We start from the raw sequence: 20,459 nt of genomic DNA, 5'->3' as shown, positions 1-20,459 counted from the left end.
CCTACAATTCAGTTTCTTTACATAGTATGAGCGTTGGTGGTGGGAATTATGAGGTGAATTTCAGCTTAGAAGTTGATATATGAAAAAAGAGCTGCATCAGCAGCTCTTTTTTATAGGAAATATCCAAGTAGTAATCCGATTCCCATTAGGAAACCGAAGATTGTATTTGTTTTTGCTGTCGCAATCATTGCAGGTACCATTTCCATTGGAATGCTTTTGCCGATGAAACCTTTTGTCGCTTTAAATGCTTTCGGTGCACTTAAAAATACGATAAGCATCCATGGTGATACGATGTTCACGATAATTAAAGCAATTGTCCAAATGTAAGCAACAATGAACATAGAAGCGAGAACACCAACGGCTTTTTCGCGTCCAACGAGAATTGCTAACGTTTTACGACCATTTTCCTTGTCGCCATCTAAATCACGAATGTTGTTAGATAGTAAAATTGCACCAATTAAAATGGAACTTGGGATAGATAGTAAAATGACTTCAGATGTTACTGTTCCAGTTTGGATAAAGAATGAAATACCAATAATGATGACGCCCATAAATAATCCTGCTGTTAACTCTCCAAATGGTGTATACGCAATTGGAATTGGCCCACCTGTATAAAGGTAAGCAACGGCCATACAAACAAGACCGATTGCAGCAAGCCACCAGCTAGAGTTCATGCAAATATAAACACCTAATAGTATTGCGATGCCGAAAAATCCAAATGCTAAGTTCAGTACTGTTTTTGGCTGAATGCCATCGCGAACGATAGCGCCGCCGATACCCACTGAACCTTCGTGATCGAGTCCTCTTTTATAATCAAAGTATTCATTAAACATGTTCGTTGCTGCTTGAATGAGAAGGCAAGCAAGAAGCATCATAAGGAAAAGAGGGAGATGTATTTGATTTATACCTCCGACCTGCATCGCATATGCTGTTCCGATGAAAACAGGAACGAAAGCTGCTGTTAATGTATGGGGACGTAGTAAACTCCACCAAATGCGCCAGCCTGTTTGTTTATTTGGCTTTGGCGCCGTAGGAGAGGAATTCGTTTCGACGTTCATTTCCATGTTGAATCCTCCTTAAGTCACATATTGTACACAATTAAGTGTAGAAAAAGCATCATTTAGTGTCAACGTTTATTTTCTAGGAAGAGAAGGTGAATTTCTCAGAAATGCTAAACGTTGACAGGCCTTTCGTTTGAGGTGTATCTTAAAATCAAGCGTAATTATGACTATTTTTCGCCCATAGGGGGGAGACAATTGTGATTCAAACGAAACAAAAAGGCTTGCAAGAAGTTCTTAGTGCAGCCATTAAGAGTGTAACGAATGGAAAAACATTAGTTAGTTTTGTAAAACAAATAGACTGGGTGGATCCACTTCTGTTTTATGCAGCAGGAAAAAGGATTTCATTCGAAAATAGATGTTATTTTGCAGACCCAGCTCAGCATGTAATATTTGCAGGAATTGGCTCTGTTTTCACTATAGCAAATTCTTCTCATAAGCGCTTTCAAACTGCTCATGATGAGTGGGAGAAAGTAAAAGAGCATGCAATTGTACAAAGAGAAGAATATGAATTTGGCACCGGTCCTCTTTTATTTGGTGGATTTTCATTTGATCCAGAAAAAGAGAAAACGGACTTATGGAAAGAATTTAAAGACACGACATTTTCACTACCAGCATTTTTATTAACTGTAAAAAATGAAAAAGCATGGTTAACGATGAATACATTCGTTTCAGCAACAGATTGTGCAGATACTCTTTATAACGAAATGATTTCTTTAGAAGAGAAAATTTTTGGGGAGAGTAAATGTGCGCTAGAAGGATCGAAATTAATTGTTACTTCTAAAGTAGAAGTTGATCCGAAGGGCTGGATGAAGGCAATAGAGAAAGTGCAAGATGAGATGAAGCAAGGGAACGTGCAGAAGGTTGTATTAGCGAGGGAGTTAAAATTAGAGACGAATCATCATATTGATTCTGCTCTTGTTTTAGAAGCGCTTCGTATTGGGCAACCGGATTGTTACGTATTTTCTTTTGATTATAAAGGAGCATGCTTCTTAGGAGCGACGCCGGAGAGATTAATTCGCAAAGAAGATGAGAAGTTTACTTCGATGTGTCTTGCTGGTTCAATCGGTCATGGTCATTCTATAGAAGAAAGTAAACAAAATGGTAATACGCTTCTTCATGATGAAAAGAATTTAGCTGAACACGGTTATGTAGTGAATATGATCAGGTCGGTATTAAATGAGCACTGTGAATCCGTTAATATTCCGGAAAGTCCAGGGTTATTAACAACAAGAAACTTAATTCATTTATATACGCCCGTTGAAGCAAAAGGTGATGCGAGTCTGTTAACGATGGTAGAAGAACTGCATCCAACACCAGCTCTTGGCGGGACACCTCGTTTGGAAGCAATGAAATTGATTCGTGATGTGGAATTGTTAGACAGAGGATTGTACGGTGCGCCAATTGGGTGGATAGATGATGAAGGAAATGGTGAATTTGCGGTTGCACTGCGCTGCGGTTTATTAAGTGGCGAGAAAGCATCCTTATTTGCCGGTTGTGGGATTGTAATTGATTCAGTACCGCAGCTTGAATATGAAGAAACAAGTTTGAAGTTTAGACCGATGCTCGGTGCTTTGGAGGAATTAATGAAATGAATAATCATATAGAAGCATTATCATATTATTTAGGCGCGTTCGTGGATGAACTGACGCGTCTAGATGTATGTGATGTTGTCATTAGTCCAGGCTCACGGTCAACGCCGCTTGCTTTACTAATGGAACAACACGAAGGAATGAACACATATTTACATGTAGACGAAAGATCGGCAGGATTTTTTGCGCTTGGTATCGCGAAAGCGAAGAAGCGTCCAGTAGCATTATTATGTACATCAGGAACAGCAGCAGCGAACTATTATCCTGCTGTATGTGAAGCGTTTCATGCACGGGTGCCGCTTGTCGTATTAACAGCAGATAGACCGCACGAATTAAGAGGTGTGGGTGCACCGCAAGCGATGAATCAATTTAATTTATACGGTACTTTTGTGAAGGAATTTACAGAGATGGCACTTCCAGAAGCAAGTGAAGCGATGTATCATTACGCTCGTATGACGACGCAGCGCACGATAGCAAATGCTTGTTTAGCACCGCGAGGACCTGTTCATCTCAATTTTCCAGTTCGCGAACCGCTTATCCCGGATTTCTCATTAGAAAGCTTATGGGATAAAGGACGTGGTGAATATACAGGAGTAGTTCAGCAAGGGAACGCGGTGATGCCGAGCGAATATGTAGATTCTCTTGTAGGGCGCCTTTCACATATGGAAAAGGGGCTTATTATTTGTGGAGATGATAGTCATTCGGAACTAGCTGCATCGGCGGCGGAACTAGCTGAAAAAACTGGATATCCAATATTAGCGGATCCACTTTCTAATATTCGTAGCGGATACCACGATAAAACGATGGTGATCGACTGTTACGATACATTTTTACGAAATGAGCTGTTAAAGGAAACGTGGAAGCCAGAAGTTATTATTCGCTTTGGTGGTATGCCTGTTTCTAAGGCATTAACGCAGTTTGTAAAAAAACAAACGAAAGCTGTTCATATCGTTGTAGATGATTCAGGACAATGGAGAGATCCAGCTCTTGTGGCGACAGAAGTTGTACACGCGGGTGATATTGAATTTTGCAAGGCAGTAATAGAAAAAATGCCGGTTGTGAAAAAGAATGATTGGTTCGGAATGTGGCAACATATAAACGAAAAAACAAAGGAAACACTCCTTGAAATAGAAGGATATGAAACTGCATTTGAAGGAAAAGTCATTACGGATATTGTTCGTGTATTACCAGAAGGGGCAACGTTATTTGCGAGTAATAGTATGCCAATTCGCGATACAGATTCATTTTTCTTCACATCAGATAAAAACATACAAGTTATGGCGAACCGCGGTGTAAATGGTATTGATGGAATCATTTCGACAGCTTTAGGAGCGAGCGTTATTTGCGATCCGCTCGTATTAGTCATTGGTGATTTATCGTTTTATCACGATTTAAATGGACTGTTAGCAGCGAAATTGCGTGAATTAAACATAACAATTGTCGTTGTAAATAATGATGGCGGTGGTATTTTCTCATTCTTACCACAGTATGAGAAAAAGGAACACTTCGAATCATTATTTGGAACTCCAATTGGGCTTGATTATGAGCATGTTGTCAAAATGTACGGCGGTTCATTTAGCCGTGTAAATGGTTGGAAAAACTTCCGAGAAGAAGTACAAAAAGGAACAAGGGCGGAAGGTTTACACGTTGTGGAAATTTGTACGAACCGTGATGAAAACTTAACCTTGCACCGTAAATTATGGGCAAAAACGATGGATGTAATTACTACATCTTTGCAAGGTGAATCAAAATGAAAGTAACGCTGCAAGGTGTATCGTATGAATATGAAGTAGTCGGAAGCGGGGAACCACTTCTACTTCTTCATGGTTTTACGGGAAGCATGGAAACGTGGCGTTCTTTTATCCCTTCATGGAGCGAAGAGTTTCAAGTGATTGTAGTAGATCTTGTTGGGCACGGAAAGACCGAAAGCCCTGAAGATGTAACGCATTATGATATCCGAAATGTAGCGCTACAAATGAAAGAACTACTAGATTACCTTCATATTGAAAAAGCGCATATACTTGGCTATTCGATGGGGGGGAGATTGGCGATTACGATGGCATGCCTATATCCAGAGTATGTACATTCTCTTTTATTAGAAAATTGTACAGCTGGCCTTGAAAGTGAAGAGGATAGAAAAGAACGCCTGGGAAAAGATGAGCGACTTGCCGACAAAATCGAGCGAGAAGGCATAGAAAGTTTTGTTTCTATGTGGGAAAACATTCCGCTGTTTGAAACGCAAAAATGTTTAGCACAAAACGTGCAAGAAGCGGTGCGAAAAGAACGACTTGCTAACAAACCAAAAGGGCTTGCGAATAGCTTGCGCGGCATGGGAACAGGGGCCCAGCCTTCATGGTGGCATAAGTTAGAACAGTTTCATATGCCTGTTCTTTTAATGAACGGGGAATACGATGAAAAGTTCTTTCACATATTAAAAAACATCGAAAAATGCGTCTCTCACGCGAAATTTGTCAAAATTGATGGTGCTGGCCATGCAATTCATGTGGAACAACCGGAAAAGTTTGATACAATAGTAAAGGGATTTCTAAAAACTATGCAGTGATGCTTTTTTCATCTAAGAAGGAAGCCAAACTTATAGAGGAGATCAGAAATATACAAGGAGGTAATAGTAATGGCTATTGAATGGGTAACAGAAGGCAATTACGAAGATATTATTTATTCAACATACAATGGTATCGCAAAGATTTCGATTAACCGCCCTGAAGTACATAACGCATTCCGTCCAAAAACGGTAATGGAGTTAATCAATGCTTTTGCACATGCTCGTGATGATGCAAATGTTGGCGTTATCATTTTAACAGGTGAAGGTGGACGTGCATTCTGTTCTGGCGGCGACCAAAAAGTTCGCGGTCATGGTGGATATGTAGGTGATGACCAAATCCCACGTCTAAACGTATTAGACTTACAACGTCTAATTCGCGCAATTCCTAAACCAGTTATCGCAATGGTAGCAGGTTATGCAATTGGTGGAGGACACGTACTTCATATCGTATGTGACTTAACAATTGCTGCAGACAACGCTGTATTCGGACAAACAGGTCCTAAAGTAGGAAGCTTTGACGGTGGATACGGAGCTGGTTACTTAGCTCGTATGGTAGGCCACAAGAAAGCTCGCGAAATTTGGTACCTATGCCGTCAATACAGCGCGGGGGAAGCGCTTGATATGGGCTTAGTAAACACAGTAGTACCATTAGAAGAGCTTGAAGCAGAAACAGTACAATGGGCACAAGAAATCTTAGCAAACAGCCCAATGGCACTTCGTTTCTTAAAAGCTGCATTCAACGCAGACACAGACGGTCTAGCTGGTATTCAACAACTAGCTGGAGATGCAACGTTATTGTACTACACAACTGACGAAGCAAAAGAAGGTCGCGACGCGTTCAAAGAAAAACGCACTCCGGACTTCGGTCAATTCCCTCGTTTCCCTTGATCAAACCAAAAGCAGAAGCGGCTCGCTTAGAACAAGAGGGCGTTGGAACTCCTGACGTAGAGGCGCTTTTTGCCTCGTAGGAAGGCGTGAAACGACCGACTGTTCTAGCCGCTGTAGCTAGATGTTTCAAAAGCGGAAGCGGCTCGCCCATAAAGTGAGACGTAACCGACGATCAAAACCGGAAACAAAACAACTAAGAGACTTGATGTCATATCAAGTCTCTTTCTTTCATGAAAGGAGAATGAATGATGGAGACAATGCCTAATTGGTTAATGCAACGTGCATTTTTGACACCAGATCGCACTGCAATTGAAATAGAGGAAGAGAAAGTTACTTTTATGCAGCTGCATGAAAAAGTAGTATCTGTTTGTGAATACCTCCCGCATGTTGGAGTAAAGCGAGCGCAAAAGGTGGCTGTTCTGATGAAAAATGGTATGGAGATGATTACAGTTATTCACGCCCTATCTTACGTAGGTGCAGTAGCTGTTCTTTTAAATACGCGTCTTTCAAGAGAAGAGCTACTTTGGCAAATGGATGATGCGGAAGTTGTTTGTTTAGTGACGGATCAAGATTTTGATGCTGAGGATGTTCCCGTTTATTCATTCGCCGAAGTGATGAATGGACCGAAGGCGGAAGCATCTATACAAGAAGAATTCTCTTTAGAAGAAGCGATGACAATTATTTATACGTCAGGAACGACAGGGAAACCGAAAGGAGTTATTTTAACGTACGGCAATCATTGGGCGAGCGCAGTCGGTTCTTCGCTTAATTTAGGGCTTCGTGATGATGATTGCTGGTTAGCTTGTATGCCGATGTTCCATGTTGGCGGGTTATCTCTTTTAATGAAAAATATTATGTACGGTATGCGTATTTTACTCGTTCCGAAATATGATGCGAATTTTATTCATAAAGCACTTCAAACGAGGGGTGTTACGATTATTTCTGTCGTTTCTAAAATGCTAACAGATCTTTTAGACCGACTTGGAGAAGGAACATATCCATCTTCTTTACGCTGCATGTTACTTGGCGGAGGACCAGCGCCGAAACCATTATTAGAAACATGTGTAGAAAAAGGAATTCCCGTGTATCAAACGTACGGTATGACAGAAACATCGTCGCAAATTTGTACGTTATCAGCAGATTACATGTTAACGAAAGTAGGATCAGCTGGGAAGCCACTATTCCAGTGCCAACTACGGATTGAAAAAGATGGAGTAGTAGTACCGCCACGTACGGAAGGCGAAATTGTTGTAAAAGGACCAAACGTAACGGACGGCTATTTTAACCGTGAAGATGCGACGCGTGAGACAATTCAAAACGGATGGCTTCATACTGGTGACCTCGGTTATTTAGATGAAGAAGGATTTTTATACGTATTAGATCGCCGCAGTGATTTAATTATTTCTGGCGGAGAGAATATATATCCGGCTCAAATTGAAGAAGTGTTGCTCTCTCATCCAGCGGTAGCGGAAGCTGGTGTTGTTGGTATGGCTGATGATAAATGGGGACAAGTACCTGCTGCTTTTGTTGTGAAAAGCGGGGCGGTAACAGAAGAAGAAATTCTTCATTTTTGCGAAGCGAAATTAGCGAAATATAAAGTGCCGAAGAAAGCTTGCTTCTTAGAGGAATTACCACGAAATGCTTCGAAAAAATTGTTAAGACGAGAGTTAAGACAATTACTGGAGGAGATGTAAGTGGAGATAAAAAAAGCGACACTTTATCTAACGGAAATGCCACTCGTAATCCCGTTTGCGGCAAGTTATGGGACTTACGAAAAGCGTGAGAGTATCGTCATTGAATTAGAAGATACGGATGGGTACATTGGATTTGGGGAAGTCGTCGCGTTTTCTGAACCGTGGTATACGGAAGAAACGGTGAAGACCGCGCTGCATGTACTACAAGATTTTCTATTACCAGATTTATTGAAAGCTGAAATTTCACATCCGAATGAAGTACCGAGTTTGTTCCAGCATATAAAGAGAAACCGAATGGCAAAGGCGGGAATTGAAGGAGCTGTTTGGGATTTATATGCGAAGCGTCAAAAGAAATCGCTTGCGACATTACTGGGCGGAACGAAGTCTGAAATTGAAGTCGGTGTGGTGATTGGGATCAATACGATTCCCACTATGTTAAAACAAATCGAGAAGTATGCGGAAGAAGGATACGAGCGTTTCAAGGTGAAAATAAAGCCAGAGCATGACTATGAGTTATTGAAAGAAATTCGTAAAGAGTTTCCGCATATTCCGCTAATGGCTGATGCAAATTCAGCTTATACATTAGCGGATGTAGAGAAGTTGAAACGACTAGATGAATTTCAATTGATGATGATTGAACAACCGCTAGCGGATTACGATTTTCTTGATCATGCACAGCTGCAAAAGAGAATTGAAACGCCGATTTGTTTAGACGAAAGCATTCATAGTCTAGAAGATGCGCGCGTTGCGATTACACTTGGTAGTTGCCAAATCGTGAATATTAAGCCAGGACGAGTGGGCGGATTAACCGAGTCGGTTCAAATTCATAATTATTGTATGGAACATAACATACCAGTTTGGTGCGGCGGTATGGTAGAGATGGGGATTTCACGAGCGCAAAACGTTGCGTTTGCTTCATTACCTAACTTTACGATTCCAGGGGATATATCTGCTTCCAGTAGACATTGGGAGAAGGATATTATTTCGCCGGAAGTGACGCTTAAGGGCGGGAGAGTAATTGTGCCGCAAAGCATTGATACTGAGTATGAAGTCGATCGCGGAAGGCTGACGGAAATAACGAAGCAGCGGATTGTGTTTGAGAGATAAGTTTGTCACTTAGTACCGGTAAGTCGAGATAATTTTATAAGAAAAGGTTACTCTCATGAGTAACCTTTTCTTATTGTACAAATTGGATAGACTAGTTTAAAATCGAGCGTATGAAAACAGAATGAAGTAGGGGGAGTAAAATGAAGCGCATTTCAATTTTGATAGCTGATGATGAGGCAGAAATTGCTGATTTAATTGAGATACATTTAGAAAAAGAAGGTTATCATGTTGTGAAAGCGGCTGATGGAGAAGAAGCGATTCGAGTGATTAAGTCTCAGCCAATCGACTTAGTAGTTTTAGATATTATGATGCCGAAAATGGACGGATATGAAGTGACGAAACAGATTCGCACCAAATATCATATGCCGATCATTTTCTTAAGCGCGAAAACATCTGACTTTGATAAGGTGACAGGTCTTGTACTAGGTGCGGATGATTATATGACGAAGCCTTTCACACCGATTGAATTAGTTGCACGTGTAAATGCACAACTACGTAGATTTCTTACGTTAAATCAGCCAAAAGTAGAAGAGAGTAAATCTGCTTTGGAAATTGGCGGAGTTGCTATTGATCCTGAGCGCCGAACGGTAGATGTGTATAGTGAGCAAATTGAATTAACCCCAAAAGAGTTTGATATTTTATATTTATTAGCGAGTCATCCGAAGAAGGTGTACAGTGTGGAAAATATCTTTCAGCACGTATGGGCGGATGATTATTACGAAGGTGGGAATACAGTGATGGTACACATTCGTACGTTGCGGAAGAAGCTTGGGGAAGATAAAAGAAAGCATAAGTTAATAAAAACAGTGTGGGGAGTAGGGTATACTTTCAATGGCTAAAAAGATGAGAAGCTTTCGCTCGAAGATGGTTATGCTATTTGCGTTAAGTATGATATTAGCTGGTGGCGTAACGTATATGATTTATGAAGGATTACGGCTTTACTATAAATCAGTAGTCCGTTATGAGGATCCTTTAGCTCAATTTCGTTCAATGGTAAGACAAATTGGGGACATTAATTTCTTTTTAATTATATTTATTCCTCTGTCCATTATGTTTTTCTTCTTCCTTACTAGACCGTATTTAAAATATTTTGATGAGATTTCTAATGGGATTCATCATCTTGCGAATGGTGATTTTACAAATGAAGTTCGCGTTTCATCCAATGATGAGTTTGGATATATCGCACGCGAAATTAATGTAGCGAGTGAAAAATTAAAAGAAGCGGTAGAACGAGGAGATTTTGCTGAAAGTAGTAAGGATCAGCTCGTTGTGAATTTAGCTCATGATTTAAGAACTCCATTAACATCTGTGTTAGGATATTTAGATTTAATTCTTAAAGATGAAAATTTAACAAAAGAACAAATTAAACATTTTTCCACGATTGCTTTTACGAAATCGCAAAGGCTTGAAAGCTTAATTGATGAGCTATTTGAAATTACACGTATGAACTATGGCATGTTACAACTAAATAAAAAGCCAATTGATATAAGTGAGCTGCTTATACAGCTAGATGAAGAATTGTATCCGCTATTAGAGAAACATCATTTAGAAGCTAGATTGAATGTTAATCCGCATTTACCGATTAACGGTGATGGGAAATTATTAGCAAGGGTATTTGAAAATCTTTTAACGAATGCGATTCGTTACGGATATGATGGACAGTTTGTTGATATGAATGGGTATATTGATCATGAAGAGATAGTTGTACAAATTGTTAATTACGGAGATAACATTCCGGAAGAAGATTTACCGTATCTTTTTGATATGTTTTATACAGGTGATAAAGCTAGATCGGAGCAGCAGGGCGGAACAGGTCTTGGACTATTTATCGCTAAAAATATTATTGAGCAACATAACGGGACAATCTCTGCTGAAAGTAATGTAGTTAGAACGATATTTGAAGTGAGATTGCCAAAAGAAGAGAACCAGGCAATTTAATAAAAATTTAAACTTTACCCCACTTTTTATTTTAATAGTTTTTTTTATTCTATACGTAAGTTACGTTAAGGAGGAACTAGAAATGAAAAAGTGGGTATTTATTTTTCTTTTTATAGTGTGCACAGTATGTGTAGGCTTTTATATATCACCGTTATTTCAAAAGGAAATTGATGTGAAAATCGGAGGGAAGGATAGTACGGTAAAGGCTGCAAATATGGAAAAGGTAGAGATTACAAAAGAAGAAATTTATAAGGGAGATCTATTATTAGTTAACAAAGATTACCCAGTAAAAAAAGATAGTATTAGGTCTGATATTATAAATGTAAATCATAATAGTGAATTAGTAAGAGGCTATGTAATATTTGATAGAAACCTTTGCTTATCAAAGGATGTTGTAAAAAAGTTTTTGAACGTTGTCGATGCAGCTGGGAAAGATGGAGTACAGCATTTCTTAATGAGTAGCGGGTATCGAGATTTTAAAGAACAAAGTAAATTATATAAAGAAATGGGATCCGATTATGCACTCCCAGCAGGATATAGTGAGCATAATTTAGGATTATCACTGGACGTTGGATCAACGCAAAAGAAAATGGAGAAAGCTCCTGAAGGAAAATGGATTGAAGATAACGTATGGAAATACGGATTTGTTTTACGTTATCCGAAAAATAAAAGTAACATTACGGGTATTCAATATGAGCCGTGGCATATACGTTATGTCGGTTTACCTCATAGCGCAATTATGCAAAAAAAGAAAATTACATTAGAAGAATATTTGGACTTCTTAAAAGAGAAAAAAGAAATTTCGACTGATGTTGAAGGGAAGAAATATACGGTTTCTTATTATAAAGTTTCAGGGGATATGAAAGTGAATGTTCCGGTGAATAAGCAGTATGAAATTTCGGGGAATAATATGGACGGGGTTATTGTGACGGTTCAGGAATAGAGGTTCTTTTGAAATAAAATGATCTAACGTCAACTTCAAGTCTTTATTTTCTCTTTTAATTTATAAAGAAATTATAATTATTGTAACGTAATCTTCTATAACGGTATCCTGTAGGTTTGAAATAAATTTCGATTAAAAACACTTCAAATATTCATGCTTTACTATAAATAAAAAGAAACCATTTTGAAAAATCTTTGATTCAAATGGTTTCTTCTATAGCAGATTTAAGTTTGGTTTTTATAAAAGGTTTAGTCATCTTCTATCTGTGTTATTCAACACTCGTGCTTGATTGTTGAATAACATGACTGGCGTTTGTTAAATAAATTTATTATCTCTGTACATAATAATAGAAAAAGCAATGTTCATAACCGTATTCGGTTTTGTCCTTTTGCTGCATATTTTTTTAGAAGATACCTTAACAGGTATCTTTTTTAATGAAGCCATTTCCAAAAACAAGCCCGTTTTTAGGTAAGCCAAGCTTCCGATTCGCCCTGAAAACATAATATAAATGGAATCCCCTCATTTAGAGCAAGGCGAACTTGTTGTGAATGATACTAAAGGAGGAATAGAGTAATGAGCGAAAAGTGTGAACACAGACATGATGATTGCGACCGTAGACGTGGCTGCGGAGGCGGTTTTGCGCTTCTAATCGTATTGTTTATTTTATTAATCATTATCGGTGCTAGCTGCTTCGGCGGTGGCGGTGGTTGTGGTTACGGCGGTTATGGTGGATATGGCGGCGGCTATGGTGGATACGGCTGCTAATTATTAAAAACTATTGAAAATGGCCTTGTGCGTATTGCACAAGGCCATTTTATTCATATCTTGATATGCTGTGATAATTTATTGATGTAAAGAGAACGGATTAAGAAGAAGAAAATAATCTCGATAATCCCGAACAATGTGAGTATGATTAATAATTCTTTTAACAAAGAAAAAGCAAACATGCTTTGTAAGAACTTAATCGCAAATATTGTATGAATACCAGCAACGATATAAGGAATAAAAAATAAAATTCCTAATTGAATCGTTGCAGAACGAAACATTTCTGATTCTGTTAAGCCGAGTTTTGTAATTGTAATGTACTTTTGTTTTTCAGTCGTTAAGTCGTTATACATACGGAAGTATAAAACACTGGCTGCCCCAATAAAGAAAATAAAGCCGAGAAATGTCCAAATAAAGAAAGTAGCAATTGAATTTCCTTTACTGTTGTTTAGATCATCAGCAGCTGTATGAATACTAAATGGGGGGGGAGGAGCCAATTCTGTATCTTTATATGCCTTAGAGAAGTTATCCGCATCATTCCTAATATGTTTTAACATATTTTTCGTCGGAACAATTGCATTTTCCCAGTTCTCAACGAAGTAGTTATACACTATGGTCGTTTCAATATGAGGAATCATATTATCAAATACATAATCTTGTACAACAATTATATGTGGGAATGCATAGGATGGTTCGATCCCTTTATTAATAAATCCTTTAATATGAAATTCCTTTTTATTAGATCCGATTGTAATTGTATTTTGTTTTGCAAATGGATTTGATACAAGATTTAAGAGTTCTGGCGAGTACTGAGAAATAATATAAACTTGTGTAGAATCAAGGGTTATTTCCGGTCTCTTTAATTGTTTCGCAAGTGTGTTATAGTCACTCATTTTCATAAGAGTAATGTCTTCTTTTAAAGCGGTATCTTTTAACATTGTAAACTTATGCTTATTGTATTGAAAATTAGCATTTGTAAGCTCTGTTTCAATTGTAGCAATGTGCTTTTGTTCAAATGGATTTTCACCTTTGGACATATATGTGAAGGGGAAAGGATATTGTTCTACTATCGATGCTTTCGTATTATTATTAGCAGCAAATAACCCAATAATAATTGTAAATGCAAGTGCTGACAACATAGAAACGATAAAGAGCACATTAATATTACTACGCGTACGGCTAGCTAAATCTGAAATCCATAACATATTTATTTGTTTCATATAAAACTTTCTCCGCTTTTTTAAAATAAAAATAAGGAGAAGAAATGTTTGTGAAAAGAATAAATATGTTCCGACTATTACGAGCGGTAAAATAGATAAAATAATAAGGTATACAGAGCCGTTTTGTGCATTTTTTTCTGTTATATAGCTTTGCGGATAACCGGCAATATAATAGCACAGCCCTAAACAAATTACGGCAAACAATGAAATGAGTATAGACGGCCTTTTTTCGTCTTTTTCATTTTTATTATTTTTAATTAATCGAGTTGTTTTACGGGTACGAATGAACATCGGTGTAAATGTAGAAACGATGAAAAATAAAATAATAAAAGTTACTGTTGTAACGATAATGGCTTCTGTTGGCCAATATAAATAGAGGCCTTTTGCACTTGTTAATTTAGAAGTAACGAGTAAGAAAAAGTTAGAAAACACAAGACCGCCTTGAATACCTGCAAAGATAGCGAGCATTCCAATGATCATATTTTCAGTAAACAAAAGACGTTTTAATTGTTTGTGAGATATACCAAGAACAGTTAAAACGCCAAATTGTTGTTTTCGCACATTTAAAAATGTCCCTATAGAATATAAGAGAAAGAAGAAGGAGAACAAAACGATAACAAACTGTGCCATGCTAGCTAAGTTCATGAGCGGATCTTGTTCCTGCAATTTATTCATAATTTGTAACCGCGGATGATACGCGTATACAGTAAATGAAAAGAAAACCATAATAGAAAATGCACTACTTACAAAGTAGGCGAAATATGCTTTCGAGTTACGCGAGACATTTTTAAATGCAAATTGCCAAAATGTCATCCACGTCGTCCTCCTAATAATGCTAAGACATCTAATATTTCTTGATAAAATTTCTCGCGGTACAATCCGCGGTGTAGTTCATTGTAAAGTTCTCCATCTTTAATGAAAATAACACGGTTACAATAACTTGCTGCAAATGGATCATGCGTAACCATTAAAATCGTTGCATCTTCTTCTTTGTTTAACTTCGTAAATAGCTCCATTACATCAATAGCTGCTTTTGAGTCCAAGTTTCCTGTCGGTTCATCAGCTAGTAAGAGAGAAGGGTGATGAATAACGGCACGTGCTACAGCAGTACGCTGTGCTTGTCCACCTGATACTTCAAAAATACGCTTATTTAAAATGTGATCAATTCCTAGTTTTTTTGAGATATTATCGAGTTTTTGATCCATTTCTTTTAAAGGAACATTATCTAACGTTAAAGGTAACACGATATTTTCACCGATTGTTAACGTATCGAGTAAGTTAAAGTTTTGGAAAACGAATCCTAATTCTTGGCGGCGGAAAATCGCTAATTTTTCTCGGCGGAATGTGTGCGGTTGTTTGCCGTTAATTACGACCTCTCCAGAAGTAGGAGAATCAATTGTGGAAATAACATTTAAAAACGTAGATTTACCACTTCCAGACGGCCCCATGATCGCAACGAATTCACCTTTATCCACGTGTAAATTTATATTTTTTAAAGCGGTATGAGGGACTTTTCCCTCATACACTTTTGAGACGTTTTTGATGTGTAATACTTCTTCCATAATAATCACCTTTCTATTTCTTAAAACTTAATGTGTTGTGATAATTTTTGCATATAAAAGGAACGAATTAAAAGGAAAAATAGAATTTCAACTGTTCCAAAGATTACAAGTACAACCGTAATCTCAGCGAATAATGAGAGATTTAATATTTCTTGCAACATCTTTGTCGCAAACATCGTATGAATCGATGCCATAATGTAAGGAACAAAGAATAAAATAGCAAGTTGAATGGTAGCAGATTGTTTCATCTCATCTTCTGTTAAGCCAATTTTCGTAACCGTTATATACTTTTCTTGCTCATTTGTTAAATCTGTATACATACGGAAGTAAAGAACACTACCAGCACCGATAAAGAAAATAACGCCAAGGAAAGTTCCGATTAAGAAAAAGGAAGATACATTTAGTTTCGTTTCGTATAGTGAGTTGCTCGCTTCACTTGCATGGAACGGCGGATGTTCTGCCTGAATCGCTGCATTGTCGTTATTGATTTTTGTTATAAACGCAGAGCCAATATTATATGCTTTCTCCCAATCCGGAACGCTAAAGTTATATACACTCATTTGTTTTGAAATGGATGATAATGCTTCTACATTTTCATCAGATAGTACGAGTAAGTGTGATATTAAACTATTTGGGAAAGGGTTATAACTTTTATATTCTTTCACTTGTAGCTGTAAAGAGTTTTGAGAAAGCGTAAGAGTATTTTTCTTTTCTTTATCATAAATGGTTCCAATGAATTGATCATCTATGTCTTTAATAAGGATATAAGATTCATTATTCTTCAAGTCGAGATGTTCCCAGTTTAACGCCTTAGCAAGTATATTATAGTCACTTTGTTTAATTGCATAATAGAGCTGTGGGTTCTCTTCTGCTGAAGATACTTCATATATATCCGTTTTAAATTTTGTATAAGTAAAGTGCTCTTCATTAAATTGTTGCTCTAACCAGTTTAAATGCTGATCAGCTAACGTATTTTCAGTATGAGATAAATATGTAAACGGGAAAGGGTTTTGCCTAATTTCATCAAACTTTGTAAATTTCCCGAATCCATATAAGAATGTAATCATCGTAAAAGCGAGCGTCGATAGCATCGCTACAATAAAGAGCATATTAATATTTGTTCGAATTCTTGTTGCTAAATCCGAAATCCAAAGCATATTAATTCGCTTCATATAAAACGTTCTTCGTGCTTTTAATATACGAATGAGCAAGAAGCTAATTTGTGAAAAGAAAAAATATGTTCCAGCTGCAACAAGTGATGGAATGACAAATATACTAGAGACGGCGTACAAAATTCCAATTATGTCGCCTAGTGACATGAAATATAGTGGATTTGCTGCTAACGCATATCCAGATAGTAAGCACATCGCGCCAAAGAGAGAAATAAGTACAGATGCTTTTTTTTCTTTATGTTGTTTTCCTTCTTTTAAAAGTCGTACAGCTTTTCTCGTACGGATGAGCATCGGTGTGAAAGATGATACGAGAATAAAGAGCCCAAGAAAAATTATCGTAGTTAAAACAATGGCTCCAGTTGGCCAATATAAATATAAACCAGGTACATGTGTAATTTTTGCGGTAACTAATAAAAAGAACTGTGAAAAAACAAGTCCAAGTTGAATGCCGAAAAATATGGAAAGAACACCGATTAACATATTTTCTATAAATACGAGCCTTTTTAACTGTTTTTGAGATATGCCAAGTACGGTCAAAATCCCGAACTGTTTTTTTCGTACTTTTAAGAAAGTTCCAATCGAATAGAGTAAAAAGAAAAATGAAAAGAACACAATGACAACTTCTGAAATTGTCATTAATATGCTTAGAGCATAATTTACGTCTGTCGTATGCAATTTAGGGTGAAATAAGTAAACTGCAAATGAGAAAAAAATTGCGATAGAGAACGCACTGCTTACAAAATAGGCGAAATAAGCTCTGGCGTTCCGCGTTACGTTTTTAAATGCAAACTGCCAAAATGTCATTCACCTAAGCCTCCTAATAGAGTAAAGATGAAAAGAGTATGAGAGATACTCTTTTCATCAAGTTTGTTTTAAATATTTTGTCCATTCGTATACTGTGATAACTTTTGCATATAAAGCGAACGAATGAATAAGAAAAATACGATTTCGACGACTCCAAAAATAATAAGAACAGCTGCAACTTCAGTAAATAACGATAAACCAATGACATCTTGTAGCATTTTTGTTGCGAACATTGTATGAATGGATGCCATAATATACGGAACGAAAAATAAAATACTAAGTTGAATGGTTGCAGATCGTTTCATCTCTAAATCTGTTACACCGATTTTAGAAATCGTTATATACTTCTCTTGCTCGTTCGTTAAATCGGTATACATTCTGAAGTAAAGAACGCTGCCTGCTCCAATAAAGAAAATAACTCCTAGGAATGTCCCGATTAGGAAGTATGCGGCACTTCCTGATGTGATTTTATATAATGATCCTGCTGATTCAAAGGATCGAATAAGAGGTCCTTCGTATTGGAATTTATCTCGATCTTTTTGTACTTTTTCTATAAAATTATCAGCAATTTTATATGTCTGTTCCCAGTTTTGCACTTTGTAATTGTACGCTGATATATGCTTTGCCGTATTGGGTAAATTGTTTACAATAATATCTGGTAAAACTAGCGTTTGATATGAAAAGGTAGATGGAATTGCACTTATATTTTCATAGCCTTTTACTCGTAATTTCGTATTTGTACTAGAGAGTGTAATGTAATCTCTGTTGTAGCTTTGCTCAAATTCGTTGAATATAGTGATATAAGATGTCCCCGTTAAAACATATGCTTCGTTATCAGCTATGAATAGTTGTTTCATTCGTAAAGAATCCGCAAGTTTGTTATAGTCACTTTGCTTAATTGCGTATACGTCATTATAAATAGCTACATTTTTATCTTCTTTTAGTGGTGTTTCATATATATCAACTTTGATTTTCTCATAAGGAAAATGCTCTTTTTGTAATTGTTGCTCAAGCCAATTTAAATGCTCTGTAACAAAAGGATTCGCATCATAAGAAAAATAAGAAATTGGGAAAGGAGAAGTTCTACTAACCTCTAGTTTAATAAATTTCCCGAATCCATATAGGAACGTAATCATTGTAAAAGCGACAGTAGATAGCATTGCTACAATAAAAAGCATATTAATATTCGTTCGAATACGGCTTGCTAAATCAGAAATCCAAAGCATATTAATCCGTTTCATATAAAACTTTCTTCTCGTTTTTAAAATATAAATAAGTAAGAAACTAATTTGCGAAAAGAAAAAGTATGTTCCAATTGTAACAAGCATTGGGATAACGAAAATACTTGAAACCATATATATAACACCTATTTGCGGGCTTACTGATACGAAATATTTAGGATTTCCAGCTAACGCATAACCACCTAATAAACAGATCGCACCAAATAAAGAGATAAATATGGATGGTTTCCTTTCTTTTTGTTTCCCGCCATTCGCTTTTAAAAGATGTACCGTTTTTTTTGTACGAATAAGCATTGGTGTAAATGAAGATACAACGATAAAGAGACTAAGAAAAACAATGGTCGTTAAAATAAAAGCATTTGTTGGCCAATATAAATATATCCCTGGTACGTGCGTAATTTTCGCTGTTACTAATAAGAAAAACTGCGAAAAGACAAGTCCAAACTGCATGCCGAAAAAGATAGATAAAATACCAATTAACATATTTTCCGTAAAAACGAGACGGTGTAATTGCTTTTTCGATATACCTAAAATGGTTAAAACACCAAATTGTTTTTTACGAACTTTTAAAAATGATCCGATTGAATAGAGTAGAAAGAAGAACGAGAACAATACAATGACAACTTCTGAAAAAATCATTAATCCTGAAATTTCAGAGATCATACTGAAATTTTGTAATTTCGGATGAAATAAATAAACAGCAAATGAAAAGAAAACAGCAATGGAAAACGAGCTGCTTACGAAATAAGCGAAGTAAGCTCTTGAATTACGTGTTACATTTTTAAAGGCGAATTGCCGAAAATTCATATTCTATACCTCCAAGTCGAGAGTATAGCCCTATTCGTATTACAAAAAATGTATGAGAGTAAATTCTCATACATTTCAGGAGTAACTAATTTCATTCCTCTATCACCTTCTCTAACTGATTGTTTGCGGCATTATGGAAGATGATTTTAATCGTCGTTCCTTTCCCAACTTCAGAATCTAGTTTGACAGAGTGACCTAAATAATCACAAATTTTACTTACAATATAAAGTCCCATCCCAGTAGATTCTCCGAATGTACGACCATTTTTCCCAGTATAAAATGGTTCAAATACTCTTCGAATATCTTCTTGCGGAATACCTACGCCTTCATCACGAACTTCTAAAATAATATCTTTTCCGTTTCGATAAGCAGATAAGAACACTTTCTTTCCGCGCTCACCTGAGTAACGAACAGCATTTGTCATTAACTGATAGATGATAAATTTTAGCCATTTTGCATCAGAAGCAACCTTTAAATCAGAATGTACTTCTAAAACAGGGAAGACGCCATTACGGATGAATAGTTCTTTTAGGCCGTTAATATTTTTTGTCACAGTATCTTTTAATGAAATCGTCTCGACATGGAAGTCTTCATGGAAATTATTTAATCTTGCCATGTATAAAGCCATATCAAGCCCTTGGTTCAGACGATCTAATTCCTGTTTAAACTTTGGGATTAAATGTTCATCTTCCATTTCGAGCACCATAAGTTGCATGACGGAAACAGGTGTCTTCATTTGATGCACCCAGTGATTAATAAACAATTGATGTTCTTGTTGTTTTACTTCGTATGATTGTAGTTCTTTTTGGAAGAGACGGTACTGCGTACGTACGAGTTCATTTACACCGTGAGGCATCGGAGCGCTCGCCCTTTCAATAAATGCGTCTTCCATTTTTTCGGGCTGCTCACTTAATCTATGGTACATTCTACGATTGCGAACGTAACGATAAGCGAGGAAGCAAATAAATAAGTATAAGCTTAAAACAACGAAGTAAAACTTATTATTTTGAAATCCATCTACTGCATCATAGAGAACGAAAATAATTCCGAAGTTTAATACATATAGTAGAAAAAATGCAAAATGATCACGTAAAAATAGCTTCAT

At 36.9% G+C, this 20,459-nt stretch carries 16 protein-coding genes; 10 read left to right on the top strand and 6 right to left on the bottom strand.

The window, feature by feature from the left end; translation table 11 throughout:
- Positions 1 to 110: 110 nt before the first annotated feature.
- Positions 111 to 1,064, bottom strand: coding sequence for a 1,4-dihydroxy-2-naphthoate polyprenyltransferase (locus tag COI75_RS19355; RefSeq protein ID WP_000425736.1), 954 nt, complete (start codon positions 1,062 to 1,064; stop codon positions 111 to 113).
- 194 nt (positions 1,065 to 1,258) lie between these two features.
- On the opposite strand from COI75_RS19355, the gene COI75_RS19350 reads away from it, so the two are divergent.
- From COI75_RS19350 to COI75_RS19295, 10 genes are all read left to right on the top strand, one after another.
- A complete protein-coding gene (locus tag COI75_RS19350; protein ID WP_000616762.1) occupies positions 1,259 to 2,653 on the top strand; it encodes an isochorismate synthase in 1,395 nt (464 codons plus the stop codon).
- The gene (gene menD, locus COI75_RS19345; protein WP_098448537.1) at positions 2,650 to 4,404 is read left to right on the top strand and encodes a 2-succinyl-5-enolpyruvyl-6-hydroxy-3-cyclohexene-1-carboxylic-acid synthase; all 1,755 of its coding nucleotides are present in this window, start codon (positions 2,650 to 2,652) and stop codon (positions 4,402 to 4,404) included. Before COI75_RS19350 ends, menD begins: the two co-directional genes overlap by 4 nt.
- Positions 4,401 to 5,213, top strand: coding sequence for a 2-succinyl-6-hydroxy-2,4-cyclohexadiene-1-carboxylate synthase (menH, locus tag COI75_RS19340; RefSeq protein ID WP_000869209.1), 813 nt, complete (start codon positions 4,401 to 4,403; stop codon positions 5,211 to 5,213). Before menD ends, menH begins: the two co-directional genes overlap by 4 nt.
- Before the next feature lie 69 nt (positions 5,214 to 5,282).
- Positions 5,283 to 6,101 carry a 1,4-dihydroxy-2-naphthoyl-CoA synthase gene (gene menB, locus COI75_RS19335; RefSeq protein ID WP_000963894.1) on the top strand — a complete coding sequence of 273 codons (819 nt, stop codon included), beginning with the start codon at positions 5,283 to 5,285 and terminating at the stop codon, positions 6,099 to 6,101.
- A 248-nt stretch (positions 6,102 to 6,349) separates the two neighbouring features.
- A complete protein-coding gene (locus COI75_RS19325) occupies positions 6,350 to 7,795 on the top strand; it encodes an o-succinylbenzoate--CoA ligase (RefSeq protein WP_000449587.1) in 1,446 nt (481 codons plus the stop codon).
- The gene (gene menC, locus COI75_RS19320; protein ID WP_000403321.1) at positions 7,796 to 8,902 is read left to right on the top strand and encodes an o-succinylbenzoate synthase; all 1,107 of its coding nucleotides are present in this window, start codon (positions 7,796 to 7,798) and stop codon (positions 8,900 to 8,902) included.
- 140 nt (positions 8,903 to 9,042) lie between these two features.
- Positions 9,043 to 9,741, top strand: a complete 699-nt coding sequence (locus COI75_RS19315) for a response regulator transcription factor (protein WP_000822502.1) — start codon at positions 9,043 to 9,045, stop codon at positions 9,739 to 9,741.
- Entirely contained in the window at positions 9,734 to 10,840 is a 1,107-nt protein-coding gene (locus COI75_RS19310) for a sensor histidine kinase (protein WP_001085283.1), read from the top strand. The genes COI75_RS19315 and COI75_RS19310 overlap by 8 nt, the downstream gene beginning before the upstream one ends.
- Positions 10,841 to 10,922: 82 nt before the next feature.
- Positions 10,923 to 11,783 (top strand): D-Ala-D-Ala carboxypeptidase VanY, encoded by an 861-nt coding sequence (locus COI75_RS19305; protein WP_000759373.1) that lies wholly within the window; start codon positions 10,923 to 10,925, stop codon positions 11,781 to 11,783.
- Positions 11,784 to 12,356: 573 nt separating this feature from the next.
- Positions 12,357 to 12,548, top strand: a complete 192-nt coding sequence (locus tag COI75_RS19295; protein WP_001290388.1) for a YjcZ family sporulation protein — start codon at positions 12,357 to 12,359, stop codon at positions 12,546 to 12,548.
- A gap of 53 nt (positions 12,549 to 12,601) precedes the next feature.
- Here COI75_RS19295 and COI75_RS19290 read toward each other — a convergent pair whose 3' ends face one another.
- The 5 genes from COI75_RS19290 to COI75_RS19270 form a co-directional block, all read right to left on the bottom strand.
- A complete protein-coding gene (locus COI75_RS19290; RefSeq protein WP_000144922.1) occupies positions 12,602 to 14,581 on the bottom strand; it encodes an FtsX-like permease family protein in 1,980 nt (659 codons plus the stop codon).
- Entirely contained in the window at positions 14,578 to 15,330 is a 753-nt protein-coding gene (locus tag COI75_RS19285; RefSeq protein ID WP_000393258.1) for an ABC transporter ATP-binding protein, read from the bottom strand. Before COI75_RS19285 ends, COI75_RS19290 begins: the two co-directional genes overlap by 4 nt.
- A 20-nt stretch (positions 15,331 to 15,350) precedes the next feature.
- The gene (locus COI75_RS19280; protein ID WP_000145021.1) at positions 15,351 to 17,306 is read right to left on the bottom strand and encodes an ABC transporter permease; all 1,956 of its coding nucleotides are present in this window, start codon (positions 17,304 to 17,306) and stop codon (positions 15,351 to 15,353) included.
- Positions 17,307 to 17,374: 68 nt separating this feature from the next.
- A complete protein-coding gene (locus COI75_RS19275; protein WP_001011330.1) occupies positions 17,375 to 19,354 on the bottom strand; it encodes an FtsX-like permease family protein in 1,980 nt (659 codons plus the stop codon).
- A gap of 91 nt (positions 19,355 to 19,445) precedes the next feature.
- Positions 19,446 to 20,459, bottom strand: a complete 1,014-nt coding sequence (locus COI75_RS19270; RefSeq protein ID WP_000765336.1) for a sensor histidine kinase — start codon at positions 20,457 to 20,459, stop codon at positions 19,446 to 19,448.

The organism is Bacillus cereus, assembly GCF_002564555.1.
Lineage (GTDB): Bacteria > Bacillota > Bacilli > Bacillales > Bacillaceae_G > Bacillus_A > Bacillus_A cereus_K.
The sequence above is the reverse complement of the archived record's forward strand: the minus strand, read 5'-3'. Positions and strand labels throughout refer to the sequence as shown.